A 26390-nucleotide genomic window follows, 5' to 3' on the forward strand; every position below is an offset into this window, starting at 1 on the left:
TTGCATAAATTTTCGATAAGAGCGATCAGTCCGGTGCCCATTGGAGAGGAGTGGCTTCATAGATGGATAGAGAGAAACAATCGTTAGGAACAGGATTTCTAACGTTGGAGAGCGGTGAGGTTTTTACAGGAAAGCTGTATGGCGCCCCAATTAACGGTTTCGGAGAAGTGGTTTTTCATACAGGAATGACGGGATATCAAGAGGTGATGACAGACCCTTCGTTTGCAGGGCAAATCGTTACCTTCACGTATCCCTTGATCGGAAACTACGGGATCAACGAGAAGGATTATGAGGCAGCTAAGCCAGCGTTGACAGGGATGATTGTCAGCGAGCTATGCATGGAGCCGAGCCATTACGAATCAAACATGACTTTGGCCCAAGCGGCTGAAGCATTTGGATTCCCGATCCTTGCAGGGATTGATACGCGAACAATTACAAAGCGCGTCCGTCAGAATGGTACCGTATTTGGTGTCATTTCCGATCAGCCTATGCAGGTGGAGGAAGTTGTGTCCCTGCGCTACAAGCACGCCAAGAAATCATTGGTTGCCAACGTATCCAGACAACAGGTAGAGCGGTATCCGGGAACAGGGGAGCATGTCGTCTTAATTGACCTCGGCATGAAGCAATCGATTTTGGATGCACTTCTGCAACAGGGCTGCCGTGTCACGGTCGTCCCATTTGATACGAGTTTTGCCCAAATCAATGCTCTCGCACCAGACGGCTTATTGTTTTCCAATGGACCTGGCGATCCGGAGCACTTGCTTGCGTATTGCAGCGAATGGCGCAAAGCCGTAGAGCAGTACCCGACCTTGGGCATCTGCTTGGGGCATCAAGTATTGGCGCTGATGTACGGCGGCAAGACAGAAAAGCTCGCATACGGTCATCGCGGTAGCAATCATCCGGTCAAGGATCTGATGACTGGCAAAGTATACATGAGTTCACAAAATCACGGGTACGTAGTCAAGGAAGAGTCTCTGGATAAACGCCAACTGACCGTTTCTTATCGCAATGTTAACGATAGCTCGGTCGAAGGACTGCGTCACGCCAGTCTGCCTGTTTTCAGTGTGCAGTTCCATCCGGAAGCACATCCAGGCCCTAGTGATACATCCCACATTTTCCACCAATTCTTGCAGTCGATGCGCGTAGTAGGAGCGAAGAGATATGCCTAAATTGCCACACATTCATAAAGTATTGGTCATCGGTTCTGGCCCGATCGTCATCGGGCAGGCAGCGGAATTTGATTATGCAGGCGCACAGGCTTGCCTTTCCCTGAAAGAAGCCGGCGTGCAGGTCGTACTGGTGAATAACAATCCGGCAACGATCATGACAGACGAACAAGTAGCGGACAAAGTATATCTGGAGCCGCTCACGGTGGAATCCGTGACAGCTATTATCGCAAAAGAGCGTCCCGATGGCCTCTTGCCTACGTTAGGCGGCCAAACGGGACTTAATCTTGCTGTTTCGCTGGCAGAAGCAGGCGTGCTGGAAAAGTACAGTGTGCAGCTGTTGGGTACGCCGCTGGCTGCCATTCAAAACGGGGAAGACCGTGAGCTGTTCAAGCAATTGATGCAACAAATCGGAGAGCCTGTCCCAGAGAGCGATACCGTCGAATCTGTAGAAACAGCGATCGAGTTTGCGAACTCTATCGGCTATCCAGTGATTGTGCGTCCTGCTTATACGCTTGGAGGAGCAGGCGGCGGGATCGCAGAGGATGAAGCGGCCTTGCGAAAGGTTGCAGCCGGTGGTATTGCAGCTAGCCCAATCGGTCAGGTATTGATTGAGCGCAGTGTAAAAGGCTGGAAAGAGATTGAATACGAGGTTATGCGGGACGCAAATGATACCTGCATCATTGTGTGCAATATGGAAAATTTGGACCCGGTAGGTATTCATACGGGAGACAGCATTGTCGTAGCGCCATCTCAGACGCTGACAGATCGCCAGTACCAAATGCTGCGGAGTGTATCAACAAAAGTAATTCGTTCGCTTGGGGTAGTAGGTGGTTGCAATATACAATTTGCGCTTGATCCGAATTCCGATCGGTATGTGCTGATCGAGGTAAATCCTCGTGTAAGTCGTTCAAGTGCGTTGGCGTCCAAAGCAACAGGCTATCCAATCGCGCGGATCGCTGCCAAGCTCGCATTGGGCTACGGACTGGATGAAGTACTCAATCCAATCACGGGCTATACGTACGCTAGCTTTGAACCGGCGTTGGACTACATCGTTGTCAAAATCCCACGCTTTCCGTTTGATAAATTTCCACTGGCAGACCGCAAGCTGGGGACTCAAATGAAAGCGACTGGCGAGGTCATGTCGATCGCCCGCAATCTGGAAGCAGGACTTTTGAAGGCAGTTCGCTCTCTGGAACAGGGCTGCACGCATTTGAATCGACCGGAGCTTGCATCCTGGACACGTGAGGAGCTTGCCCATTCCTTGCAGGAAGCGACTGATATCAGACTGTTTGTTTTTGCAGAGGCGATCCGCAAAGGCTTTACAGAAAGTGAGCTACACAGCCTGACTGGTGTCGATCCGTTTTTCTTGCGGAGCTTGCGTAAAATCGTGGACCTGGAAGTAGAGCTGTCTTGCCACGATCGGAAAACACTGACCCCAGAACTGTTGTTGGAAGCAAAGCGTCGCGGGTTTGCCGATGAAACCATCGCTTCACTGGTTGGTGCTACATCTGCCCAAATCAAATCACTTCGTCAAGAGTCGGGCATTACGCCTACTTATAAAATCGTGGACACTTGTGCAGCAGAATTTGATGCTCAAACCCCTTACTACTATTCGGATTGGCAAGGAATAGATGAGGTCGAGTCACTGTCTGGCCGCAAAGTACTGGTACTTGGCTCAGGTCCCATTCGCATCGGTCAGGGTATCGAGTTTGACTACTGCTCCGTACATGCAGCCAATGCGCTTCAGGCAAGCGGTATTGCGGCTGTCGTTGTGAACAACAACCCAGAGACGGTCAGCACTGACTATGAAACAGCCGACCATCTTTATTTTGAACCGCTTCACGTAGAAGACGTGCTGCATATCGCAGAACGCGAACAGGTTGAGGGCGTCATGGTTCAGTTCGGCGGTCAAACCGCGATCAATCTGGCAGCCAAGCTAGAGCATGCGGGTCTGAAAGTAATGGGCACGTCGCTTACAGCCATCGAACGCGCGGAGGATCGGGAGCTGTTCTACGCCATGCTGCGCAAGCTGGACATTCCTCATATCCCTGGTAAAGGAGTATCGTCCTTGGAGGATGCGACCGCGATTGCGGAGGAAATCGGCTTCCCTGTTTTGATGCGACCTTCGTACGTCATCGGCGGGCAAGGTATGGTAGTAGTTCACAACATCGAAGAGCTGCAAGCTACCATTCAAGACTGGTTGAACCATCCGGACATGAGCATGTTTTTCCCACTTCTCGTGGATAAATACGTTCCAGGCAAGGAAGCTGAAGTAGATGCGGTATGCGACGGACATTCTGTGATTATCCCAGGTATATTCCAGCATGTGGAGAGAGCGGGCATCCACTCGGGCGATAGTGTAGCCTTGTTCCCGGCTCCTCAGCTGACGGATGACATCAAGCACAAAATCGCGAGTTATACAGAAGCAATCGCGAGGGAAATGGAAGCGGTCGGGTTAATCAATATCCAGTTTGTCATTGATGGCGAAACGGTTTATGTACTGGAGGTAAATCCTCGTGCTTCACGGACAGTACCGATTACGAGCAAAGTGACTGGCATCCCGATGGTTCAACTGGCGGTTCGCGCACAATTGGGTGAAAAGCTGTCGGAGATGGGCTGCGGTACAGGGCTTTTGCCAGAGATTCCTTTTGCAGTTGTCAAGGCGCCAGTCTTCTCCACGATCAAGCTGAACGGGGTAGACCCGGTACTAGGTCCAGAGATGAAATCGACGGGGGAAGTTCTCGGCTTGGGGCATTCATTCGAAGAGGCAGCAGGCAAAGCTTTTGCTTTCAAGGACAATTTGTACGGCGACTGGCAAAAAGGTCAGTTGGTCATGATTTCTTTGGCAGATGGAGATAAGCAGGACGGTGTAAGTGAATCAATCGGACAAATTCAAGCGGACGGCGCTAATCTGGCGGCGACGCCGGGGACGGCCGAGTGGCTGACAGCTAAAGGAATTGTCGTGAAGCATGTCGTGACAGATGAAGCGGCGTGGATCGAGCTGTTGCAAAAGGAAGAAGCGGCCTTCGCTCTCGTTACTGCGACGAAAGGCAATCGCCAGGGCCGGACAGGATTTGCTCTGCGAAGCCGTATGGTACAACAAGGTGTGCCATTGTTCTCCGCTGTCGATACGTTTGAGTTATACGTGAAGTCGATTATGAAGAAAAGAGGTGGCTCGCATGCAGCCAGTGAAGATATTGGAACACTTTCAAAACTTGCCGTTACAAAAGCATAAAGGAAAAGATTTCTTGCGCGTCGATGAATTCAACGGAGAAGAATTGATGGAGCTGCTCCATCTGTCTGCTCACGTCAAGCAATTGCAAAAGCTGGGACAGCCATTCCAGCCTTTGCAAGGCAAGACATTGGGAATGATCTTTGACAAGGCTTCGACCCGTACGCGCGTCTCCTTTGAAGTGGGGATGCATCAGTTGGGTGGCTTGGGGATGTTCATGAGCGGAAAAGAGCTACAGCTCGGACGAGGAGAGCCGATAAGCGACACAGCAAAAGTTCTCTCCCGGTACGTGGATGCCATCATGATTCGCACCTTTTCCCACTCCTATGTAGAAGAGCTTGCCGAACACGCGTCGATCCCTATTATCAATGGATTGACCGATCTGTACCATCCTTGCCAGGCGTTGGCTGATTTGCTGACGATCTGGGAGCACAAAGGCAAGCTGAAAGGAGTCAAGCTCGCCTATGTGGGAGACGGCAATAACGTGGCGAACTCACTGGTGCTGGGCGCAGCTCTGCTAGGCTTGGATGTGCGGGTGGCGACTCCGGTAGGATACGAAATGGATGCAGCAATTGTCGCAAAAGCTACAGAATACGCGAAACAAAGCGGCGGCAAAATGATGGTGACCACCGATCCGATAGAGGCTGTTATGGGGGCAGATGCTGTATATACGGACGTTTGGACTAGTATGGGTTTTGAAGAAGAAAATGAGGTGCGATTGAAAGCATTTGCCGACTATCAAGTGAACGAAAAGTTGGTAGCAGCAGCAGATCGTGATTATCTCTTCTTGCATTGCTTGCCAGCACATCGTGGAGAAGAAGTGACAACCGGTGTTATCGACGGATCGCGCTCTGTTATTTTTGATCAGGCTGAAAATAGATTACACGCACAAAAGGCGATATTGGCGGCGTTGGTGTGAACATAGTTCTAGTTAAATGGAACTAGCCGTAATTAAATCGAATAGACTATGAATCTATGATTGCCGAATTTTGTCACTTATGTGTAAAATAAAGGTAGGAAAGAAGCAAAGAAGTACGGACTGTATCTGGTCGCTTGGTCCGTATGGAGCCAGTAGCGAATCCACCCTTTTCCGTAATGGAAAAGGAAAGGCGAGCAGGGGCTGTACTTGGTCGCTTGGCCTCTGTATCACGGACAGTAGCGAAGCCAGCTTTCTCCACTATGCCTAAAGGGGGGAAAAGAAAATGAAAAAATGGTTCGCGGCAATTATGATGGTGGTAGCAATCGTAGCAGCTACTTCTGCAAACTTCCATATTGGATAAATAAGCGTATTGGAGAAACAAACACCGCTTGGCTGAGTGGTGTTTTTTCTTCAAGCTTGGAGGAAACAACATGCTATTGGATGTAATTGCCCTATCTTTTCTCGTAGCATTGCTGCGAGGGGGAAGAATCAAAGAATTCCCTAAATTCAATCAATTAAAACTTCTTGTCGTTACCATACTGCTCCAGGCTTGTGCAGTCTTCTTTCCTATGATCGGCGGCCTCTTCATATCGATCGCGTATGTGTTTATTTTGGCTTTCCTCGTTTTTAATCGGGAATTTGAAGATATGCGGATATTTTTAATCGGCTGGTTTCTGAATGCGATTGCAATTTGGTCTAACAATGGAAAAATGCCAATCGATTTAGTCCAAGCAGCAAAGCTTCCTTATGACTTAGAGCCGGTTATAAACGGAACGAATTTCAAGCATAGTGTATTGACGGAAAGTTCAAATTTTCCGTTTTTGACGGATGTCATCTACATGCCATCTATCATTCCTCGGATTATTAGCATCGGCGATATTTTTATTATGTTAGGCGCCTTTTTACTTGTTCAGCGATTGATGAATAAACCTATTTCATTACTACAACTTCGCGAAGGTAAAAGTTATGCGACAAAAAACTGATTATGCAAATTGGATAAAGGGGATTGTTGTACAGGTTGGATTTGTCATTGCAGCAATCTATATTTTTTACACATCTTCATCCGAATGGGCAGTTCGTGAGCATTGGGGGGTATTATCTACCTATACCCTCTTGACCATTTTTTCCTGTTTTGCTCCCGTGCGTATATCAAATACGATTTTAACAGTGAACAATGCTGTAATCTTTTCGGGTATCTTGTTGTACGGTGTCTGGGTGGGAGTATGGGCTGCTGTTATTGAATCATTAATTATTGCTTTCCTGGTAAGGTTTAATCCGCTAAAAGCTATCATTAATATTGGGCAATTGTTAATGACTATATGGACTGTAGCGTTTTTGAAGGATTGGATCGAGGGCTTCGGAACGGTTTCACCTATTATTAGCGATTTGTTTTTGGCTGTTGTTTATTGGTTTGTGAACCTGACTTTATGTGGATTGGGTATCTCCTATTTTCATCAAATGACCTGGGCGCGAACCGTAAAGATGATGGCAAAAGGATTTACCTCGACTTACTTGCTGCTATTAATTTTAGCCGGAGTAGGTTCACGCTTAGTAGAGTCATATGGCCCGTTAACACTAATTCCTATGGTGATTGCGTTTATTACGATCAGTTACGTATTTCATCATTACTATGACAACCTCCAAAGGCTTCAGCAAAAAGTAGAAGAGGTCAAATCATTCAATCACAACTTCTTAACGACGATGGCTGCTTCCATTGACGCACGAGATCGGTACACAAGTGGACATTCTCAGCGTGTAGCTTACTGGGGAAGAGAAATTGCGAGAGATATTGGTTTGTCCGAACGAAAAGTGGAGGATGTTTATATCGGGGGAATCCTGCACGACATTGGAAAAATCGGCATCGAAGACGAAATTCTCAATAAAAAAGGAAAGCTGACCCCAGAAGAGTACGACAAGATCAAGCAGCACACGGTCATTGGCTACGAAATTATTTTGCAAGCAGGGATGTTCAATGAACTGCTTCCTGCGATCCGCTCCTATCATGAGCGAATAGATGGAAGGGGATACCCGGATGGTTTAGCTGGGGATGAAATTCCGCTGATGGCGAGGATTTTAGCCATTTCAGACGCTTTCGATGCGATGGTTGCGGATAGGCCATATCGAAAAGGCTTGCCTGTGGAGGAAGCGCTTCAAGAAATCAGACGGGGCTCTGGTACTCAATTTGATCCGATATTGGCGGAGCATTTTATCAGAATCGTTCAGCGACTGCCGTACGAAGAGCTGCAGAGCATTATCGGAATCGAATCCATTCCACAAAAACAGTTACAGGAGGCAATCAGATGAGCTGCCCCTTGTAACTGTTTTTATTTGTTTACGACCATATGCGGATGAGCTCTCTGGTTTCTGAATGGCAGGAAAGCTTGAATACATCTGGATTGCTTAGCTTTTCCCAATTGTGAAAGCCAAAGCGGTCATCGATTGATTTCATGAGCAAGGCCAACAGGCATCCGTGGCTAACAAGCACGATTTCTTTATGCTCATCTGCCAAAATCTCAGTGAGCAACGAATTTGCCCGGTTCATTGCAGTAAGACTGGATTCGCCCCCTTCGAATGCAAGAGTCAGGTCATCGAACGTATCGAGCAGCCGCTCGAACCAATCCTCACGTGGTACTTCACTAAGGACGCGCTCGACCAAACGCGTGTCTTCTTCAACCACAATTCCGCGTTCCTGTGCAAGTGGCTGGATGGTGGCAATCGCCCGATGATACGGACTCGAAATAATTCGATCAATGGGGGAACCAGCGAAGAAGGAGGCAAGCTCCCGAGCTTGTACTTCTCCCTTTTCTGTGAGCAGGGCTTCGGGTTCTTGACCAGCAGCCTGACAATGACGTACCAAATATATTGTTTTCATAATCTCCTCCAACACGCATTCTCCAATGTAATTCCTCCTTTTATTCATTCTCCATCTTGAATAATCTTTCCTTTTGATCACACAACATTTATGCATAAACAGGCGATGAGTATGCATAAAAACAAGATACTCTTTATGCGAAAAATGTATAATTTCTTTGCGTTCCTGTTTCTGTCTGCGAATTCACAACAATTATACAAGAAAAATAGTTGTATTTTTATTAGTTCGTTTGTATAATTACTCGCATGAGAGAAACTTCGAAACGGGGAGAGAGAATGATGGCAAAAGATAAAATTGTGTTGGCCTATTCAGGCGGTTTAGATACATCGGTAGCAATTAAATGGTTGCAAGATACGTATAACTACGATGTCATTGCAGTTGCATTGGATGTAGGGGAAGGGAAAGACCTCGATTTCGTACAGAAAAAAGCATTGCAGGTAGGGGCATTAAAATCAATCGTAGTGGATGCAAAAGATGCATTCGCTGAGGAATTCGTATTGCCAGCTCTGAAAGCAAACGCCATGTACGAAGGCAAATATCCATTGGTGTCTGCACTGTCGCGTTATCTGATTTCTCGTGTGCTGGTTGAAATCGCGGAAAAAGAAGGTGCGGTAGCTGTCGCACACGGTTGCACAGGAAAAGGAAACGACCAGGTGCGTTTCGATGTTTCCTTCACAGCGCTGAACCCGGATATCAAAATCGTGGCGCCGGTTCGTGAATGGGGCTGGACGCGTGACGAAGAGATCGAATATGCGAAAAAGAACAATATCCCGATCCCGATCGATCTGGACAATCCATACAGCATTGACCAAAACCTGTGGGGCAGAAGCTGCGAGTGCGGTGTTCTCGAAGATCCATGGGCAGCTCCTCCAGAAGGTGCATACGATCTGACGAAGTCGATCACGGACGCACCAGAAGAGGCGGAAGAAATAGAAATTACCTTCGTGCAAGGGAAACCAACTGCATTGAACGGCGAAGAGCTTTCACTTTCCGAGTTGATCCTGAAGCTGAACAAAATCGCTGGTAACCATGGCGTAGGCCGTATCGACCATGTAGAAAACCGCTTGGTGGGCATCAAATCTCGCGAAGTTTACGAGGCACCGGCTGCGACTACCTTAATTTTGGCTCACCGTGAGCTGGAATTCTTGACGCAACCTCGTGAGGTCGCTCAGTTCAAACCGATTGTCGAGCAAAAACTGGCGCAAGTGATTTACGAGGGTCTCTGGTTTTCGCCAATTCGCAATGCTGTTCAGGCATTCATTGAAGAAACGCAAAAACACGTAACGGGTGTCGTACGCGTGAAGCTGCACAAAGGACATGCGATCGTTGTAGGCCGCACCTCTGCATCGTCTCTCTACAGTCATGAACTGGCGACTTACAATGCAGGTGACCAATTCGACCACAAAGCAGCACTCGGTTTCATCAAGCTGTGGGGTCTGCCTACAAAGGTATACGCACAGGTAAACGAGGGTGTACTGCAAGAAAATAAAAACACCGCCATTAAGATTTTGGATGAAAAGGATGCGATCAAGCAATGAAACTCTGGGGAGGACGCTTCACGAAGCCGACGAATCAACTCGTAGAAGAGTATACTGCTTCTATTTCTTTCGACCAGAAAATGTGGCGACAGGACATCGTCGGAAGCCTAGCTCATGTTGCCATGTTGGGCAAGTGCGGCATCCTGCCGATGGAGGAAGTAAGGCAGATCATCGCTGGTTTGAAAAAGGTAAAAGAAAAAATTGAGCGCGGGCAAGCTGAGTTTCTCGTTGCGCATGAAGATGTGCATATGAATATTGAAAAGATGCTAATTGAAGAAATCGGGCCGGTGGGGGGCAAACTCCACACCGGTCGCAGCCGCAATGATCAGGTTGCGTTGGATATGCACCTGTATCTCCGCGAAAAGCTGATGGAGATCATCCAATTGGCGATGTATTTGCAAGAGGCGCTGCTAGAGCAAGCAAATCAGCATCTCGATACAGTTATGCCGGGATATACACATTTGCAGCGTGCGCAGCCGGTATTGTTTGGCTACCACCTGATGGCGTATGTGTCCATGCTGCAACGCGATATTGAGCGGATGACCGAGACGTGGAAGCGTGTGAATGTGCTGCCGCTTGGAGCAGGTGCACTCGCAGGTACGACTTTCCCGATCGACCGTACGTTTGTAGCGGAATTGCTTCAATTTGATGGTATCTATCAAAACAGTATGGATGCAGTGAGTGACCGTGACTTCATCGTTGAATTTTTGGCAGACGCTTCTCTGGTCATGACCCATCTTTCCCGTTTGTGCGAAGAGCTCGTCATCTGGAGTAGTCAGGAATTTTCCTTTGTGGAGCTGGACGATGCATTTTGCACAGGGTCCAGTATCATGCCGCAAAAGAAAAATCCCGACGTGGCAGAGCTGGTCCGCGGAAAAACAGGGCGTGTATACGGCAATCTGTTTGGATTGTTGACCGTATTGAAAGGTTTGCCGTTGGCGTACAACAAGGACATGCAGGAAGATAAAGAAGGCATGTTCGATACGGTGGCTACCATTCATGGTGCACTGGCGTTGCTCACGCCGATGATTAAGACGATGCACGTCAAAGCAGACCGCATGCGTCAAGCTGTTACCAACGATTTTTCCAATGCGACAGACTTGGCAGATTACTTGGTTCGCAAAGACATGCCGTTCCGTCAGGCGCATGAAGTCGTAGGGAGAACCGTCTTGTACTGCATCGAGCAGCAAAAATATCTTCTCGATTTGACTTTGGAAGAATTCCAGAGCTTCTCAGAGGCTATTGGGGCAGATGTGTATGACGCTCTAGCTGTTGAGACAGTTGTTAATGCACGTAACGTGCTGGGTGGGACTGCTCGTAATCAGGTAGAGGTACAAATTGATTGGTACCGCAAGCAACTGGTAGAAACACATGCTTGGGTGAATAAGAACAGTCAAAAGGTCATGATTGAATCCCTGATCGATGTCGGTTCACCTGCATAAAAACGTACATGAATGAAAAACAAAAACCCCAAAGCTTTGGGGTTTTTTTGCGTTCTATACTTATCTACCTACCATTTTTGGATCAAAACCTAACGCGGTTGCGTAGGCAAGAGGCAACTCCATGCGGGCTGTTTTTAAAGGATCGACGACCTGACAGATACGCAAATCTCCCGCAGCGGAGAGCAAGAAGGTGGATTCGGCCTTTTCTACTCCCAGCTCTTCGTGTAGAAATTGTACCATGTTGATTACCGCTCGATCCGCAGCCTTGTCCAGCTCTTTTTCTGACGCAATCGTGATCAAGTGCTCCTGGTTGACTGCCATTGGTAACGGCCACTGCTTTCCCTTTATCACATCGAGCTTTACGGTTACTTCCCCTGCAATTTCCACACCACATACAGCTACTTCTCCGTCAGCCATTGCAGCATGAAGGTCTCCCAGGGCAAATAATGCGCCGGGAACATTCACGGGTAAAAGCAATGTAGTACCTGCACGCATTTGCTTGCAGTCCATGTTGCCGCCGTGATCGCCCGGGGTACCGCATGAAATGGCTTCTTTGGCAGGTGCTGTTCCAATTACGCCAATCATAGGATTGATTGGGACCTCAAGCTTGTCCGACAAAACAGCTTTTCCATCTTGTATCGGAATCATTTTGATCACATTTTCTTGCAGATCGAACCCCATTACACCCAGATCTGGTCCAGTAACCATTACGCCTTGGTTTTTAATTTCAATTTTCTGAATATGCACAACCAAAATATCGCCTGGCTCTGTTTCTTCTATATAAATAGGACCGGAAGCGGGGTTGATCCGATTCCAATCAAGCGCCTGAAACACGGTGTCTGCCGATTGGATTTGGTCCTCGAAACAATCGCAGGTTTCAAATGTTACGATACTGCCTGCTTCCACCTTCAAGACCGGCTGATTCTCAGGTGACATGGTATAAACCACGTCCTGTTTTTTTACTCTGTACATGGTTGCAGTCCTCCAGTCCATTTCGGAATTTACATATATTTCTTTATCATAGCATGAAATGCCTACGTGTTTAGCGCCGAATCATAGAGGAAATAATTGTACGAAGGTGTCGAAAGGTCTAAAGAGAGCAGGGAGCAAGCATGCAAGAGAGCTACAAGATCAGTCCCCGTCAACTATTGATGCTCGTCACCCTTGTTACGATTGGGGACTCCGTTCTCGTCCTGCCGGGCATGACGGCTGGACTCGCTAAACAGGATGCGTGGATATCCGTCCTGGTCGGGCTTGTGGTGGGACTGCTCAATATTGTCTTACTCATAGTAGTTGGGAAGCTTTATCCGAATCAAAGCTTTTTTACCTTCGTTGATCAAACTGTCGGGAGAGTGTTGGGAACGATTATTACACTCTCGTTTATTAGCTATACGCTGTTTTCAGCAGGGGCGCATGTAATGGAGATTGGCGACTTTGTGGGCACGCATCTATTGGGCTCCACTCCAAGATTCGCGATACAGCTGTTATTTATCATTGTGATTATGTTTGGCGTGAGATTGGGATTGCAAACAGTCGCCGAATCCGCAGAGATCTACTTTTTCTGGTTCTTCTTCCTTTTTGGATTACTCATGATTGCTTTACTGCCACAGGCAGAAATATCGAGAATTCACCCTGTATTTGAAAATGGGTGGAAGCCTATTTTGCAGGGGTCTACGGCGGCAATTGCCTTTCCTTATTCAGAGCTGGTTATTTTTATGGCGGTTCTTCCTTTTGTTTCTCCCGTCCAAAAACGGATGAGATATTTTTTGCTGGGGACGTTGCTTGGGGGAATTGTGCTATTCATCATCATGCTGATGTGCATCCTTGTGTTGGGGGCAGAGCAGACCGCGCGGCATTTTTATCCGACCTATGTTCTCATCAAACAACTGAAGCTCGGGGATTTCATACAGCGGCTAGAGGCGATTATCGCGGTGATCTGGTTTATAGCGGTGAGCGTCAAAATTACGCTTTATTGTCTGTTTTTACACTTAGGGATCCGTCACGTCTTTCGAATCGACAACTTCAATGCTTTGGTCTTGCCGTACATTATTTTACTCATGGTAATGTCTACAATTTTCTCGCCCAATATTGTCGTCTTTGGCGACATCATTGGAAAGTACTGGCCATTCTATGATTTTACCTACAGCTTCGGTGTACCGTTGGTGCTGCTATGCGGGTATGCCATTCGAAAAAGATTTCTGGGTCAAAGATCTCGTGCTTAAACCGTAGCTAAAGGTCTTCATGTAAGATTGATGGCTCGTCCACTTGAATTGGACGAGCCATCGTTAATTTGTCAATTATTAATTATTGAATAGATAAAGAATATCCGTTTGTAGTGTTACTGTCAGCACCAGAATAATTTACTCGGTCAACTAGAATATAGTATTTTTGTGCAGAAAAATACATGGTAACTGATTCAGCGCCACCTATACCGTTTTTATTTGAAATAGATTCGTCCAACACTTTGTTACGGGCTGCATCCCATATTTCAAATCTCAAATCCATATTTGAAGGAACGTTCAGTCGAATTGTTCTTGTACCACTTGTTTTCGGTTGAAAAGCGATATAGTCTTCATCCTGATAATCCCAGAGGTATCCTTGTGCAACATCCCCGATCCCTATAACAAATCCATTTGCATCGCGTTGAGCCCACTTATCATTACTATGTTCATTTGTTTCAGTTTCCCAATACGATGCAGCAAATACAGAGGATGCCACTGTTAAACTCAATACCAATGATGAAATACCGACCAGAAGCTTTTTCTTCATAAAAAAACACTCCTTTTTTAGTGGATTTAATTTACATTTTTCATAATATTTTATTTAAAAATGGTTGTAAATACAAAATTTTACATTTTTAAAAAAGATAGATTATTTGATTTTGCGCTAAGTCCTATTTAAATTACGCTATCAGGGTATCTGTTTTCAAAAAAGTAGAAGCAACTGATTAGTTATTTAATCAATTGCTTCAGCGGTAGATTTATAAGGCTTACAAACTTAATCGAAGAATCTGTTCCACATCGTCACTCGTCAACGTTTTGAATTGACCAATCGGACCAAACGGAGTGGCTTTTTCGGCCATGAGCTGTAAGTGCTCGTCGGTGATATCGTAATCAGCCAATCGGGTCGGGGCACCGATACGCGCAAAGAAAGCTTCTGTAGCGGCAATTCCCTCCAAGGCGATCTCATCATCTGTTTTGCCAAAAGGATCGACATTCCATACCTCTGTTGCGAAGCGCACGAAGCGAGCGACGTTTTCACGGTACACATAACGCATCCATTTTGGGAAGATGATCGCTAGGCCGCCACCGTGCGGGATGTCGTAAACAGCACTGACAGCATGCTCAATGGAGTGGGTTGCCCAGTCTGTTGTGACGCCAACCGGGAGAGTGCCGTTCAATGCCATCGTTCCGCAGTACAGGATGTTGGCGCGAGCATCGTAGTCTTCCGGATTGGTGAGGGCGCGTTCTGCATTTTCGATGACTGTCTTCATGATCGACTCGGCAAAACGTGTTTGCAGTGGTATTTCGGTTGTATGTGTGAAATACTGCTCGAATACATGGGACAAAATGTCGCTGATTCCGTAGATCGTCTGGTCGCGAGGCACGCTAAACGTATGTTCAGGATCCAGAATCGAAAACGCCGGAAACGTCGTGCCAGCTCCGTGCTTCTCTTGTGTCTCCCAGTTGGTGACGACACTTCCCCGGTTCATTTCAGAACCAGTAGCAGCAAGTGTCAGTACGGTACCGAGGGGCAGAGCCTCTTGTGCGATCGCTTTGCGTGTATAAAAATCCCATACATCTCCCTCGTAAGGCACACCAATCGCGACTGCTTTGGCCGCGTCGATTACACTGCCTCCACCAACAGCGAGTATCCAATTAACGCCTTCTTGGCGGCATAGCTCAATTCCTTTGTTCACGGTACTCAGACGTGGATTTGGCTCCACTCCTGCTAACTCATGCACGCGACAGCCCGCAGACTCAAGCAGAGAAATCACTTTGTCGTAGAGACCGGTTCGCTTTATACTGCCACTACCATATACCAAAAGAACAGTGGGACCTAGCAGTCTTGCTTTTTCCGCGAGCTGGGCCAATTGACCCCGTCCAAAAATAAGCTGTGTCGGGTTATGGTAAACAAAATTTTCCACGGTATAACCAGCTCCTTTTACATGATGACTTTCTTGTCACACTCATTGTAGCCAACTGTTTTCCATGAAGCTAGGCGCGAATGTGCAATCTTATTTTCTCCCTTTTTCGTGACAGTTGTTAACAATCGAAGCTGTTTCGACAAGAAATGAGAGATTTAGTGGATACCATCCGTGAATCGTGGTGGTATAATGGATAAGATGGGAAATCCCGCTGTTTTTCAACAAGGTATGGCAGCGGTTGCTAGTGGGTAGAGGGGTTTGTCGATTTTACCGTTAACAAAAATTCAGGATCAAGATACATAAAGAAGGATCTGACGAAGTAGGATGTGATTGGCTTGATCGAAATGTTCGATGTGTGGAAAACATACCCGAATGGAACGAATGCTTTGAAAGGTATCAACATTCGGATTGAGAAAGGTGAATTTGTGTACGTAGTAGGCCCCAGTGGTGCGGGTAAATCTACGTTTATCAAATTGATGTATCGTGAAGAGAAGCCGACGAAAGGACAAATCTTTTTGGGTGGCTTCAATGTCAGCAGAATCAAAGAGCGACAAATTCCATTGGTCCGCCGCAGTATCGGTGTCGTGTTCCAAGACTTCAAGCTGCTGCCGACACTGACGGTTTTCGAAAATGTCGCATTTGCTATGGAAGTAATCGAGAGTAATCCGAAACAAATCAAGCCGCGCGTGATGGATGTTTTGGGACTGGTAAAGCTCAAGCATAAAGCAAAAATGCTGCCAAGCGAGCTGTCCGGTGGTGAGCAGCAACGTGTTGCCTTGGCGCGAGCATTGGTGAATAGTCCGGGAATTATTATCGCGGACGAACCGACGGGGAACTTGGACCCAGAGACCTCATGGGAAATCATGAAGCTGTTTGAAGAAATCAATCAGCGCGGAACGACAGTCGTCATGGCTACCCATAATAGAGAAATTGTAAACACCATGAGAAAACGGGTGATTGCGATCGAAGCAGGCCAGATTGCCCGTGATGAGCAGAGAGGGGAATACGGTTATGAAGATTAGGACGCTGGGGCGCCATGTCCGTGAAGGGGTCAAAAACCTCGGGCGGAACGGCTGGATGTCGTTCGCTTCTATTAGCGCCGTGACCATTACCCTCTTTATCTTGGGCGTTTTCCTCATCCTGGCGATGAACGTCAATTACTTTGCGCAAACCGTAGAAAAACAAGTAGAAATTCGGGTTTTCATGGACTTGCTGGCGACGAAGGAAAACATCACGCAGGTTGAAAATAACATCAAGAAGCTTCCGCAAGTGGAGACCGTTTCATTTATACCGAAAGACGAGGGTCTGAAGCAGTTTAAAGAGAGTCTTGGTGAAAAAGCGTACTTGTTTGAAGGCTTGGAGGAAAGCAATCCTCTGCCGGATGCGTTTGTCGTGAAAACGAAGCAACCACAAGACACTGCTACTGTTGCCGCTCAAATTAAAAATTTCCAGTATGTGAAAAGCCTGACTTACGGGGAAGGCACTGTGGAAAAACTGTTTTCCTTGACTGGAGCAGTCCGTAATGTCGGGATTGGTTTTATTATTGGTCTTGGTTTTACAGCGATGTTCTTGATTGCCAACACCATTAAGCTGACGATTGTGGCACGTCGCAGAGAGATTGAAATCATGAAGCTGGTTGGTGCCACGAACTGGTTTATCCGTTGGCCATTCTTTGTGGAAGGGCTCTTGATGGGTGTGACAGGGGCATTGATTCCGACCGTCATGTTAACGGTTGGGTATTACTACCTTCTGGATGCCATTCACTCTAGCTTTGAAGCTTCCCAACTGTTTAAACTGTTGCCGCTATTCCCGCTCGTGTATCAAGTGGCGCTGGCTTTGTTGGCGATTGGTGCATTCATCGGGATTTGGGGAAGCTTGGTGTCCGTACGTCGCTTCTTGCGAGTTTAATAATTTGAAGAGCGTGGGAGGAGTATCATGAGAAAGAGAATCCTGCTAGCACTCGTAATCACTGGGCTTGTAGTCGGTACTGTGATTCCGACGAATGTGAGCTTGGCAGCGCCTAGTAAGGCCTCTTTGGACAAGATTAATCGAGAGCTAAAAGAAATCCAAAAGAAGAAAAAAAGCCAGCAGCAGCAATTGAAGAAGACCGAAGAACAGATCAATACCGTGCAAAAAGAGAAAAAGGGCCTGGAGACGCAATTGATGCAAATTGATTTGCGTCGCAACGATACACAGAAAAAGCTGGACAAGCTTGAGCAGCAAATGGATGATACCAAGGAAAAAGCAGCACACGCGCAGGATCAGCTGGATGAGGCAAAAGACCGCGTGGCGAAAAGGGATGCCTTGCTCAGAACACGCGTGACTTCCATGTATGAACGCGGTACGGTCTCCTATTTAGATGTACTTCTCGGTTCCTCTGATTTTGGGGACTTTTTGACGCGTATGCAGGCCTTGCAGCTTATTTTGGAGCAGGACACGCGAATTTTAGAGGATAACATTCGCGATAAGGAAACAATCGAGACCAAAAAGAAAGAAATTGATCATCAACTGACGGTGTACGCGGGGATGTTCGATGAGGCTGAGGATCTCAAAGTCGAATTGGACAAGCAGTACAAGCAAAGTATGGTGGTCAAGGCTGAATTAGATAAGAAAGAATCTGCACTGGAAGTGGATTTGGAGCAGTATGGACAGGAGCTTTTGGCTATCACCAAACAGGAAGCAGCAAAATATTCGGAACGTGTACGCGCCATGAGTGCATCCAGTACGGGCTACAAAGGTGGAAAGTTTGCTTTGCCAGTCGCAAGTGGACAATTTCGCTTCAGTTCGGGCTTCGGAATGCGGAAAGATCCGTTTACAGGCCGTTCGGCTGGGCATAATGGAGTAGATATGGCAGCACGGAAAGGAACGCCAATTTTGGCTGCGGCTGATGGAGTCGTTCTCTTTGCAGGATACAACGGCGGCTACGGAAATACCGTAATGATCAAGCATAACGCGGAATATACCACTCTTTACGGTCATATTCGCGAGGGAGGTATCAAGGTTTCTGTTGGGCAATCCGTATCGAGGGGTCAAAAGATCGCCGAGGTAGGATCGACAGGTCGCTCAACCGGAAATCACGTGCACTTTACCGTTTATAAAAATGACGTAGCAGTCAATCCGATGCCGTACTTGAAGTAAACCCTCGTGCGACCAGACAAATATTGTTAACGGAACATGCATACACTAGCAGCATATCTTTTTCCGGTAGCACAAAGGATGGTGACGTAACAGTGAGATGGAAAGGACGTACCGTAATAGCGCTCGTACTCATCTCGATGGTAGCCAGCAGTTTTATTACAATGGCGATCATGAAGACATCTGCTAGCGCCAGTTCAAATCAAGGTGGGGCTCTGACAGCATCCAGCATGGCGCTGTTTTCTGGGAGCGGAGATTATCCGAAAGAGTTCCAGAAGCTGTACGAGGCGTTTTCAACAATCAAGAAAGATTACATCCAAAATGTCACCAATGAACAGTTAGTAGAAGGTGCAATTGGCGGAATGGTCGGGTCGCTCGAAGATCCGTACAGCGATTACATGGACCCTCGTTCTGCTGAGGAGTTCACATCTACCCTACACTCGACTTTCCAAGGGATCGGGACAGAGGTAACGATGCAAAATGGTCGGGTAACGGTTGTTTCGCCATTCAAAAACTCTCCAGCGGAGCGTGCAGGGCTGCGACCAAACGACCAAATTTTGAGCGTAAACGACGAATCCCTCGAAGGATTGGACCTGCATCAGGCAGTGACTAAGATTCGTGGTCCAAAAGGCACGAAGGCGGTTCTCAAAGTAGTGAGAGCCGGAGTGCCAGAGCCACTTACCATCGTGTGTGTACGTGACGATATTCCGATTGAGACGGTAAACAGTCAAATAATCGAGAAGAACGGTGTTAAAGTAGGTGTGATCAACATTACCCAATTCTCTACAGAAACAGCTAAGCACTTCAAAGAACAGCTAGCTGCTCTCGAGAAGAAGGGGATTGGCGGTCTGGTTATTGACGTTCGAGGCAATCCGGGTGGGTATTTGTTAGCCGTGAAAGAAATCGGAGAAATCCTCGTACCGAATAAAGCCAAGATTGTACAAATTGAGTATGGAAATGGCGGACAGCAAAAAGAAGAGTATTTCTCGAATACAGAAGCTGCAAAGCCTTATCCAATCTCGGTACTGATTAATGGCGGAAGCGCCAGTGCATCGGAAATTCTCGCGGGTGCCATGCGGGATAGCGGCAACTACAAGCTGGTCGGCGAGAAGACCTTTGGTAAGGGAACCGTTCAGAGTACAATGGAAATGAACGACAAGAGCCAATTGAAGCTGACGATTGCCAAGTGGGTCACACCGAATGGGGATTGGGTCCATAAAAAAGGCATTACGCCAGACTTTGCAGTCAAGCAACCAGACTATTTCAACGCAACGCTGTTACCTGCAGATAAAGTATTGCAGCGCGACATGGCTGGCACTGACGTGAAAAACTTGCAGCTCATCCTGAAGGGCTTGAATCTGTCCCCAGGACGAGAAGATGGCTACTTTGATGAAAAGACAGAGGAAGCAATCAAGCAGTTCCAAACCTCCAACAAACTTGAGGTAACTGGCAAAGTAGACGCGAAGACACGTTCTTCACTGGAAGAAAGTCTCCGTAAAACGATGACGAAGCCAGAGAATGACCTGCAATTGCAAAAAGCTTTGGAGGTAGTCACGGGTAAGTAATGAATAATCAAGAAAATGGAAGCAGGTAATTACCTTCTATCCGTAGAAATGATAACCACGGCAAATCAAATGCCGTGGTTTTTTCTTTCTTTTAGTTGAGGTGAGGCAATTGGCGATACAGGCAGATATGCTTACCATTGCATATGGCTTTGCCGCATTTTTTATCAATCCTGTCTTCTATCTCTTTCTGGTTTTTATTTATTTGCATTATCGCAGACAGATGAACCTGGAAAGACAGCTTTTTTCTGCACGCATTCAATCCCCCTTGCTCTCGACAATACGGGCTGTAGGAATGGGCTTGGTGGGAGGGCTGCTTATTTCCCTTCTTAGTGCAGGACTCGGCGTGGTCGTGCAAGCACAGGATTTGTGGATACTATGGGGATTGGCGTTGATCTTGGCGCTGATTCGTTTACGGTTTCTCTGTTTCGCATATGCTGCAGGGATTTTGGCGATTTTACACGCGATCGCACTGGTCATCCCACCGGTTACGGATGTTCCAGGATTAAGCTATGTCTGGGAAATGGTTCGTCAGGCTAAACCTTTGCCGTTGCTTGCGTTAGTTGCGATCATGCATCTGATTGAAGCGATGCTTGTACGATGGAATGGCGGACGGGATGCTTCTCCGCTGTTCGTGGAAGGGCAGCGTGGGCGGATCGTTGGTGCCTATTTGCTCCACTCTTTTTGGCTGACGCCAGCCGTTTTGTTCGTACAGATGGAGCCAGGTGCTCTCAGTGGTGCGTTGTATCCAGGGTGGCCATTCTTTTCACCGGAAGCTGCTTCATTCGGACTGATGCTTCTGCCGACGGTGACCGGATTCTCCGATATGACGCAAACGATGACCCCGTATAGAAAAGCAGCGCAGGTTTCCAAAAATTTGACGCTGTATGCGATCGGTTTGTTGGTTTTGTGCGCTCTGACAGTATGGTATTATCCGTTGATCTTGCTGGCCGCGATTTTTGCGTTATTTGGTCATGAGGCGCTGTTTTTCTGGAGTCAGTATCAAGAAAGAAAGCGATCGCCCTATTTCATCCAGTCTCCACGTGGTGTAAAAGTAATGGGTGTCATTCCGGGGACGAGAGCAGAGGAGATCGGCATAACGCCAGGTGAGATTATCGTGAAAGTAAATGGCATTTCGGTGCAGGAAAAAGAAGATTTGTATCCGGCGCTACAAGCTAATCCTGCCTTTTGTAAAATGGAAGTACTCACACGTGAGGGCGAGCTGAAGTTCGTGCAGTGTGCGGTCTATGCGGGTAATCATCACCAACTGGGAATCATTGTGGTTCCGGATGCGAGTACCCGTGCATTTGTAGATTTGAAACGAGCAAGTGTAGTCGAGCTGATCAAGCAAAAGCTAGAGAAGCTGAATGTAGGGGCATAAGGATAGGTGGGGAGAAGGTGTGCAGTCAAAAGTGCATACCTTCTTTTTTTTCGAGAAAGGCTTGTCTATCTGGAAACTAACTGAAGGCTGCTACGTCTCTATGTAGTAGGAAAAAAGAGGGAGTGGGTTCGGTGTTCAAGGTGAAAAGAACGGTCTCGTGGTTTTTGTCGGGTACATTAGCTGCCGCCACAGTTTTTACCGCACCCTTATCAGGGGCAGACGCAACGAGTCCTGTGACTGTAGCGCAGGCTCAATCGGTTGTGGCTGTGCCGATGCATGTGACGAAAGGTGTCCAAAAGCTAGTCAAGCTTTTACCGGAGCTGTCTTCACGCTATGTCGTTTACGGTGGCGATGTGGATGGGCCAGGTGTTAGCGGAGTGGCGGTCACATTTGCCCAGTCTGCTGCTGAGGCAGAATCGTCCATGGATGATGCGATTTTTGATGGACAGACAGGGGAGTTGCTCAGACTGAATCTTACACCGAAAGCAGCAGCAAAGCCTGCTTACCCGACTGAGAAGCAAGCCAAAACACGTGCGTTGGCTTTTGTCGCTGGTTTGCAGGGAACAGGTAACACCTATCAAGCGAGAGAGGTTTATAAAAATAAGGACCTATTAACGGTTCGACTGGTGCGAGTCCTGAATAACGTGGTGCTCGATGACGACTATGATTGTCTCGTCAGTTTTGATGCATCGGGAAGAATCGTTTGGTTTTCCACGTTTGATGGCAGGTTATACGAAAAAGTAAGTCCCTCTTCACTCCCATCTCCACAGCGAGTCATCTCTGCTGATCAAGCCGTCAAGAAGTGGCAAGAGAGTCGTCCTTTGGAGCTCGTTTATTTATTGCCCATTCATAATCATAGCGATCAGGTAGAAGCAAAGCTCGCTTACGTCCTGAAAAATGGAATCATAACTCAACAACATACAGGTAGTGCATTAGATGCCTTCAGTGGCAAACGATTGTTACCAACAAATACCCGATCGACAACAATGCCATCCAAGACGATCAATGTGACTGGAACAGGAGAGAAGTGGGTAGCGCAAACAGAGCCGCAAGCACGTGATTTGTTGCGCATGCTGTTTAGAGTGGAAACAGAGAAGCTGCCGCTGTCCATCTATGAGGCGAGTTACGATGATGGTCCAGTCCTCCGTTATTTCATTTGGGGGAATTTTGGTGAAGGCGTTCCCGATGCTGACAAAATATCTCGAATGAGTACGTTTCCTGAGGGAAGCAGTAACGGCGAACAGCATCATCTCCTCGTGACAGATGCAAAGACTGGAGAACTGCTTGAATTTTCCACTAAGGTGAATAATCCGCAATGGTCTAACGTGAAAACAGATAAGAAGCGAGATCGAACAGAAGCGGAAAAGCTTTTGAAAAGACTGACTCCGTCTGGAAGCAATCAGATACAAATAACGGAGGATGGAAATGAAAGGTACACCTCGATCGTAGCTGATCCTCTCGTGAACGGTATTCCAGTTTATGGGATCAATCAGAGTGTGGAGAACGGGATGTATACGATTCGGATCGATTCATGGACGGGTACATGGGAGCGGGTGAACATAAACAAACCGGCGAGTGTCAAATACCCGGCCCGTTCCCAAGCGCTTAAAGAACAAGTGGCTATGACCCGTTTACTGCAAACCTTTCCACTTGAGCTGGCCTACATCCACCAACCAGATTACAAGAAAGGCACGATTATCTGGAAGCTCGGCTATGACCTTTCGTTTCGCCAAACTCGTTCGCACTGCTTCTGCGGAGGAGAATTTAAAGTAGATGATACGTTTTATGTGGATGCGATAACCGGAAAAGTAATCGTCAACGAATAGGACCCCTGCATGAGAAAAAGCCGCCTTCTCCGAAATGGAAGATGTGCGGCTTTTCACTATGTATCTAGGCGGTTGCTTCAAATCCCGTAATTTGATTGAGAGCTACTTTTTTGTCATCCTTGAGGACGAATTCGACGACTCCGTTTTTCATGCTGACAGCCTTGACCACTCCGGTTAGCGGGGTATTGGTAGTAGTGCCGTCCGGATTCGTCTGAGACTGGTTATACGTGATGTTATAGCCGATCATTTGCGCGTAGGCAAGGGAGTTGCCCATTGTTCTGTTTTCCGGTTTCACCGTCATGCCTACGATTTCTTCGGCTTTTACGGTTGATCCATTATCCAGTTGGAATTGTGCAGTACCGTTTTTGGTGGTAAAGCCAGTGATGACGCCATTCAAGATTTCATCAACCTTGGAGATATCTTGTGTGGTAGCCGGATTGCCATCCCGGTCGACTTCCTTGGTTACTTTATAGGAAATTTCTCGACCGATCATTTCCATGTACTTCACGCTGTTGTCGAGCGTATTGCCAGCCAGACCTTGCGATTCCAGTCCAGAGACGTCTGCCAGCGGAATCGGTGTCGATTCGCCTGCGATACGGAAGTAGATTTTGCCTTTATCCATGTAGACGGCATCAAGTACGCCTTCTTTCTGCTCCGTTGAAGTTTCTCCCGTCATCTCGTCTTTTGTGGTTATGGAATACGAAGCTGTACGACCTACCAGCTTTTCATACTTTTCCAAAGTGACCATGCTGTTGTTCGATTGCTCCATCAGCGTGGTCATTTTTGTGATTTTTTCTACCATGGTCAGCATACTTGTTTGCTGGATGAACTGAGAGTTGTCCATTGGGGACATAGGGTCCTGATGCTTCAATTGTTCCAGCATGAGCTTCATAAAGGCATTTTGGTCGAGTTCGGTGGTGAATTCTTTTTTGCCTTTATAGCTCATATGCGGTTGTATATAAGGGTTATTTTTGACGGTTGTTCCGTTATCTGACATGTCAATCCTCCCTGAAGGTGGCGAGTCTATCTGTGTATGTTTGTACTTCCTTCATCTTATATCGGAAAAATCGGCGCAAGGATGAAGACAAACATTTGTTCGAATTTTGGGCTTAAACTAGCCGGAATTGTGTTATAATGGAAGTAGAAACAGTCATGCTATGAGGAGATGAACGAGGGAATGGAGCGTTTTGAATTGGTATCGGAGTTTCAACCGTCCGGTGACCAGCCGACCGCCATTGCCGAACTGGTGGCAGGGTTACAGGCTGGCAAGCGACACCAGACATTGCTGGGTGCGACGGGAACGGGAAAGACTTATACGGCTGCCCAGGTAATTGCTCAGGTGAACAAGCCAACACTCGTGATGGCACACAACAAGACTCTGGCAGCTCAGCTATGTGCAGAGTTTAAGGAGTTTTTCCCGAACAACGCGGTAGAATACTTCGTCAGCTACTACGATTACTATCAACCCGAAGCATACATTCCCCAATCGGATACGTTTATTGAAAAAGACTCGAGCATTAACGACGAGATCGATAAGCTGCGTCACTCCGCTACCAGTGCGTTGTTTGAACGCCGAGATGTTATCATTGTTGCCTCCGTCTCCTGCATTTACGGATTGGGTTCGCCTGAGGAGTATCGGGAGTTACTCTTGTCGTTACGCGTCGGCATGGAAACAGGACGGGACGAGATTTTGCATCGCCTAGTCGACATCCAGTACACACGCAATGACATCAACTTTACACGCGGTACATTCAGGGTGCGAGGCGACGTAGTGGAGATTTTCCCTGCCTCTGAGAGTGAGCAGGCGATTCGCGTCGAGTTTTTTGGTGATGAAATTGAACGGATTACTTCCATTGATATACTGACCGGTGAGATTTTGGGACAGCGTGATCACGTTGCCATTTTCCCTAAATCTCACTACGTGACACGCGAGGAGAAAATGAAGCTGGCTGTCCAAAGCATCGAGGCCGAGCTGGAAGGAAGACTGAAAGAATTTCGTGATGCTGGCAAGCTCTTGGAAGCACAGCGACTGGAGCAACGTACACGGTACGATATCGAGATGATGATGGAGATGGGCTTCTGCTCCGGTATTGAAAACTACTCGCGCCATCTGACAGGACTACCTGCCGGGCATGCTCCTTATACCTTGTTAGATTACTTCCCAGAAGATTTTATCGTCATGATGGATGAGTCGCATATGACCTTGCCGCAGGTTCGGGGGATGTATAATGGTGACCGCGCTAGGAAGGATGTACTGGTCGATCACGGATTCCGTCTTCCCTCTGCACGTGATAACCGTCCACTCAAGTTCGAGGAGTTTGAAGCAAAGCTGAAACAAGCGATCTACATTTCAGCTACACCTGGTCCTTATGAGATGGAGCACAGTCCGGAAATGGTGCAGCAGGTTATTCGTCCGACAGGCTTGATCGATCCAACGGTAACGGTACGTCCGATCAAGGGACAGATTGACGATTTGATTGGCGAAATTCAAGCAACGATTGCCAAAAATGAGCGGGTCCTCATCACGACTCTGACCAAGAAAATGTCTGAGGATTTGACGGACTATCTGAAGGAAATCGGAATCAAGGTTCGCTATCTCCACTCTGATATTAAAACAATCGAGCGGATGCAGATTTTGCGTTCGTTGCGCTTGGGTGAGTTTGATGTGCTCGTCGGGATTAACTTGCTGCGGGAAGGCTTGGACTTGCCGGAAGTGTCACTTGTGACTATTTTGGATGCAGACAAGGAAGGCTTCCTTCGCAATGAGCGCTCACTGATTCAGACGATTGGTAGGGCAGCGCGCAATTCAGAAGGACGCGTGATCATGTACGCGGACAAAATGACAGATTCGATGACGTCTGCCATTCGGGAGACGGAGCGTCGTCGGGCTATCCAGGTCGCTTACAACGAAAAGCACGGTATCACCCCACAAACGGTGAAAAAGTCCGTTCGCGAAGTCATCGAGGCGACCAAGGTAGCAGAGGAAAAAGCAGATTACTTGCCACATGCAGACTTCAAGAAAATGCCGAAGAAGGATCGCGTGGCTGTCATAGAACGTATGGAAGAAGAAATGAAGGAAGCGGCGCGCAACCTCATGTTCGAGCGTGCGGCCGAATTGCGTGACTTGATTCTTGAGCTGAAGGCGGAACTCTAAGGAGAGGTTTTTT

At 47.4% G+C, this 26390-nt stretch carries 20 protein-coding genes; 15 read left to right on the forward strand and 5 right to left on the reverse strand.

Features of this window, described 5'->3' with window-relative positions; genetic code table 11:
- Positions 1 to 62: 62 nt before the first annotated feature.
- The 5 genes from C7R93_RS06720 to C7R93_RS06740 all read left to right on the forward strand — a co-directional run bounded on the left by C7R93_RS06720 (position 63) and on the right by C7R93_RS06740 (position 7624).
- Positions 63 to 1169: a carbamoyl phosphate synthase small subunit gene (locus C7R93_RS06720; protein ID WP_106838083.1), complete on the forward strand. Its 1107-nt coding sequence runs from the start codon at positions 63 to 65 to the stop codon at positions 1167 to 1169.
- A complete protein-coding gene (carB, locus tag C7R93_RS06725; RefSeq protein WP_106838084.1) occupies positions 1162 to 4404 on the forward strand; it encodes a carbamoyl-phosphate synthase (glutamine-hydrolyzing) large subunit in 3243 nt (1080 codons plus the stop codon). Before C7R93_RS06720 ends, carB begins: the two co-directional genes overlap by 8 nt.
- A complete protein-coding gene (gene argF / locus C7R93_RS06730; RefSeq protein ID WP_106838085.1) occupies positions 4349 to 5320 on the forward strand; it encodes an ornithine carbamoyltransferase in 972 nt (323 codons plus the stop codon). Before carB ends, argF begins: the two co-directional genes overlap by 56 nt.
- Before the next feature lie 431 nt (positions 5321 to 5751).
- Positions 5752 to 6303 (forward strand): DUF5317 family protein, encoded by a 552-nt coding sequence (locus C7R93_RS06735; protein ID WP_106838086.1) that lies wholly within the window; start codon positions 5752 to 5754, stop codon positions 6301 to 6303.
- The gene (locus C7R93_RS06740; protein ID WP_106838087.1) at positions 6287 to 7624 is read left to right on the forward strand and encodes an HD-GYP domain-containing protein; all 1338 of its coding nucleotides are present in this window, start codon (positions 6287 to 6289) and stop codon (positions 7622 to 7624) included. Before C7R93_RS06735 ends, C7R93_RS06740 begins: the two co-directional genes overlap by 17 nt.
- 28 nt (positions 7625 to 7652) lie before the next feature.
- Here C7R93_RS06740 and C7R93_RS06745 read toward each other — a convergent pair whose 3' ends face one another.
- Positions 7653 to 8192, reverse strand: a complete 540-nt coding sequence (locus C7R93_RS06745) for a histidine phosphatase family protein (RefSeq protein WP_106838116.1) — start codon at positions 8190 to 8192, stop codon at positions 7653 to 7655.
- Positions 8193 to 8470: 278 nt separating this feature from the next.
- Between C7R93_RS06745 and C7R93_RS06750 the strand changes: the two genes are divergently transcribed.
- Positions 8471 to 9730 (forward strand): argininosuccinate synthase, encoded by a 1260-nt coding sequence (locus tag C7R93_RS06750; protein WP_106838088.1) that lies wholly within the window; start codon positions 8471 to 8473, stop codon positions 9728 to 9730.
- The gene (argH, locus tag C7R93_RS06755; protein ID WP_106838089.1) at positions 9727 to 11172 is read left to right on the forward strand and encodes an argininosuccinate lyase; all 1446 of its coding nucleotides are present in this window, start codon (positions 9727 to 9729) and stop codon (positions 11170 to 11172) included. Before C7R93_RS06750 ends, argH begins: the two co-directional genes overlap by 4 nt.
- A 60-nt stretch (positions 11173 to 11232) precedes the next feature.
- Here the strand turns inward: argH and C7R93_RS06760 are convergent, their stop codons facing one another.
- Complete coding sequence (locus C7R93_RS06760) at positions 11233 to 12144, reverse strand: acetamidase/formamidase family protein (protein WP_106838090.1); 912 nt, start codon at positions 12142 to 12144, stop codon at positions 11233 to 11235.
- 140 nt (positions 12145 to 12284) lie between these two features.
- On the opposite strand from C7R93_RS06760, the gene C7R93_RS06765 reads away from it, so the two are divergent.
- Positions 12285 to 13394 (forward strand): GerAB/ArcD/ProY family transporter, encoded by a 1110-nt coding sequence (locus C7R93_RS06765; RefSeq protein ID WP_106838091.1) that lies wholly within the window; start codon positions 12285 to 12287, stop codon positions 13392 to 13394.
- An 82-nt stretch (positions 13395 to 13476) separates the two neighbouring features.
- Here C7R93_RS06765 and C7R93_RS06770 read toward each other — a convergent pair whose 3' ends face one another.
- On the reverse strand, positions 13477 to 13941 hold the full coding sequence (locus C7R93_RS06770) for a hypothetical protein (RefSeq protein WP_106838092.1): 465 nt from the start codon (positions 13939 to 13941) through the stop codon (positions 13477 to 13479).
- A gap of 220 nt (positions 13942 to 14161) precedes the next feature.
- Positions 14162 to 15319, reverse strand: a complete 1158-nt coding sequence (locus C7R93_RS06775; RefSeq protein WP_106838093.1) for an iron-containing alcohol dehydrogenase — start codon at positions 15317 to 15319, stop codon at positions 14162 to 14164.
- Positions 15320 to 15654: 335 nt separating this feature from the next.
- On the opposite strand from C7R93_RS06775, the gene ftsE reads away from it, so the two are divergent.
- The 6 genes from ftsE (at position 15655) to C7R93_RS06805 (ending at position 23223) form a co-directional block, all read left to right on the forward strand.
- Positions 15655 to 16341 carry a cell division ATP-binding protein FtsE gene (gene ftsE / locus C7R93_RS06780; protein WP_069850788.1) on the forward strand — a complete coding sequence of 229 codons (687 nt, stop codon included), beginning with the start codon at positions 15655 to 15657 and terminating at the stop codon, positions 16339 to 16341.
- Complete coding sequence (gene ftsX / locus C7R93_RS06785) at positions 16331 to 17227, forward strand: permease-like cell division protein FtsX (RefSeq protein ID WP_106838094.1); 897 nt, start codon at positions 16331 to 16333, stop codon at positions 17225 to 17227. The genes ftsE and ftsX overlap by 11 nt, the downstream gene beginning before the upstream one ends.
- Before the next feature lie 27 nt (positions 17228 to 17254).
- Positions 17255 to 18457, forward strand: a complete 1203-nt coding sequence (locus C7R93_RS06790) for a murein hydrolase activator EnvC family protein (protein WP_106838095.1) — start codon at positions 17255 to 17257, stop codon at positions 18455 to 18457.
- Between the two features lie 92 nt (positions 18458 to 18549).
- On the forward strand, positions 18550 to 20019 hold the full coding sequence (locus C7R93_RS06795) for a S41 family peptidase (protein ID WP_106838096.1): 1470 nt from the start codon (positions 18550 to 18552) through the stop codon (positions 20017 to 20019).
- Positions 20020 to 20128: 109 nt separating this feature from the next.
- A complete protein-coding gene (locus C7R93_RS06800; protein ID WP_106838097.1) occupies positions 20129 to 21397 on the forward strand; it encodes a PDZ domain-containing protein in 1269 nt (422 codons plus the stop codon).
- Between the two features lie 131 nt (positions 21398 to 21528).
- The gene (locus C7R93_RS06805) at positions 21529 to 23223 is read left to right on the forward strand and encodes a hypothetical protein (RefSeq protein ID WP_244191464.1); all 1695 of its coding nucleotides are present in this window, start codon (positions 21529 to 21531) and stop codon (positions 23221 to 23223) included.
- Between the two features lie 64 nt (positions 23224 to 23287).
- Here the strand turns inward: C7R93_RS06805 and C7R93_RS06810 are convergent, their stop codons facing one another.
- On the reverse strand, positions 23288 to 24220 hold the full coding sequence (locus tag C7R93_RS06810; RefSeq protein WP_106838099.1) for a flagellar hook assembly protein FlgD: 933 nt from the start codon (positions 24218 to 24220) through the stop codon (positions 23288 to 23290).
- A gap of 180 nt (positions 24221 to 24400) precedes the next feature.
- Between C7R93_RS06810 and uvrB the strand changes: the two genes are divergently transcribed.
- On the forward strand, positions 24401 to 26377 hold the full coding sequence (gene uvrB / locus C7R93_RS06815; protein WP_106838100.1) for an excinuclease ABC subunit UvrB: 1977 nt from the start codon (positions 24401 to 24403) through the stop codon (positions 26375 to 26377).
- The last annotated feature ends 13 nt before the right edge of the window (positions 26378 to 26390 follow it).

Source organism: Brevibacillus fortis (genome assembly GCF_003013395.1).
Taxonomy (GTDB): Bacteria; Bacillota; Bacilli; order Brevibacillales; family Brevibacillaceae; genus Brevibacillus; species Brevibacillus fortis.

Bases quoted from the DNA above. Each gene is read 5' to 3' on its own strand.
- C7R93_RS06735 (WP_106838086.1), top strand. From the start codon at position 5,752: ATGCTATTGGATGTAATTGCCCTATCTTTTCTCGTAGCATTGCTGCGA.
- uvrB (WP_106838100.1), top strand. From the start codon at position 24,401: ATGGAGCGTTTTGAATTGGTATCGGAGTTTCAACCGTCCGGTGACCAG.
- C7R93_RS06720 (WP_106838083.1), top strand. From the start codon at position 63: ATGGATAGAGAGAAACAATCGTTAGGAACAGGATTTCTAACGTTGGAG.
- C7R93_RS06745 (WP_106838116.1), bottom strand. From the start codon at position 8,192: ATGAAAACAATATATTTGGTACGTCATTGTCAGGCTGCTGGTCAAGAA.
- carB (WP_106838084.1), top strand. From the start codon at position 1,162: ATGCCTAAATTGCCACACATTCATAAAGTATTGGTCATCGGTTCTGGC.
- C7R93_RS06750 (WP_106838088.1), top strand. From the start codon at position 8,471: ATGGCAAAAGATAAAATTGTGTTGGCCTATTCAGGCGGTTTAGATACA.
- C7R93_RS06765 (WP_106838091.1), top strand. From the start codon at position 12,285: ATGCAAGAGAGCTACAAGATCAGTCCCCGTCAACTATTGATGCTCGTC.
- C7R93_RS06760 (WP_106838090.1), bottom strand. From the start codon at position 12,144: ATGTACAGAGTAAAAAAACAGGACGTGGTTTATACCATGTCACCTGAG.
- C7R93_RS06810 (WP_106838099.1), bottom strand. From the start codon at position 24,220: ATGTCAGATAACGGAACAACCGTCAAAAATAACCCTTATATACAACCG.
- ftsX (WP_106838094.1), top strand. From the start codon at position 16,331: ATGAAGATTAGGACGCTGGGGCGCCATGTCCGTGAAGGGGTCAAAAAC.
- C7R93_RS06740 (WP_106838087.1), top strand. From the start codon at position 6,287: ATGCGACAAAAAACTGATTATGCAAATTGGATAAAGGGGATTGTTGTA.
- argF (WP_106838085.1), top strand. From the start codon at position 4,349: ATGCAGCCAGTGAAGATATTGGAACACTTTCAAAACTTGCCGTTACAA.
- C7R93_RS06790 (WP_106838095.1), top strand. From the start codon at position 17,255: ATGAGAAAGAGAATCCTGCTAGCACTCGTAATCACTGGGCTTGTAGTC.
- argH (WP_106838089.1), top strand. From the start codon at position 9,727: ATGAAACTCTGGGGAGGACGCTTCACGAAGCCGACGAATCAACTCGTA.
- C7R93_RS06770 (WP_106838092.1), bottom strand. From the start codon at position 13,941: ATGAAGAAAAAGCTTCTGGTCGGTATTTCATCATTGGTATTGAGTTTA.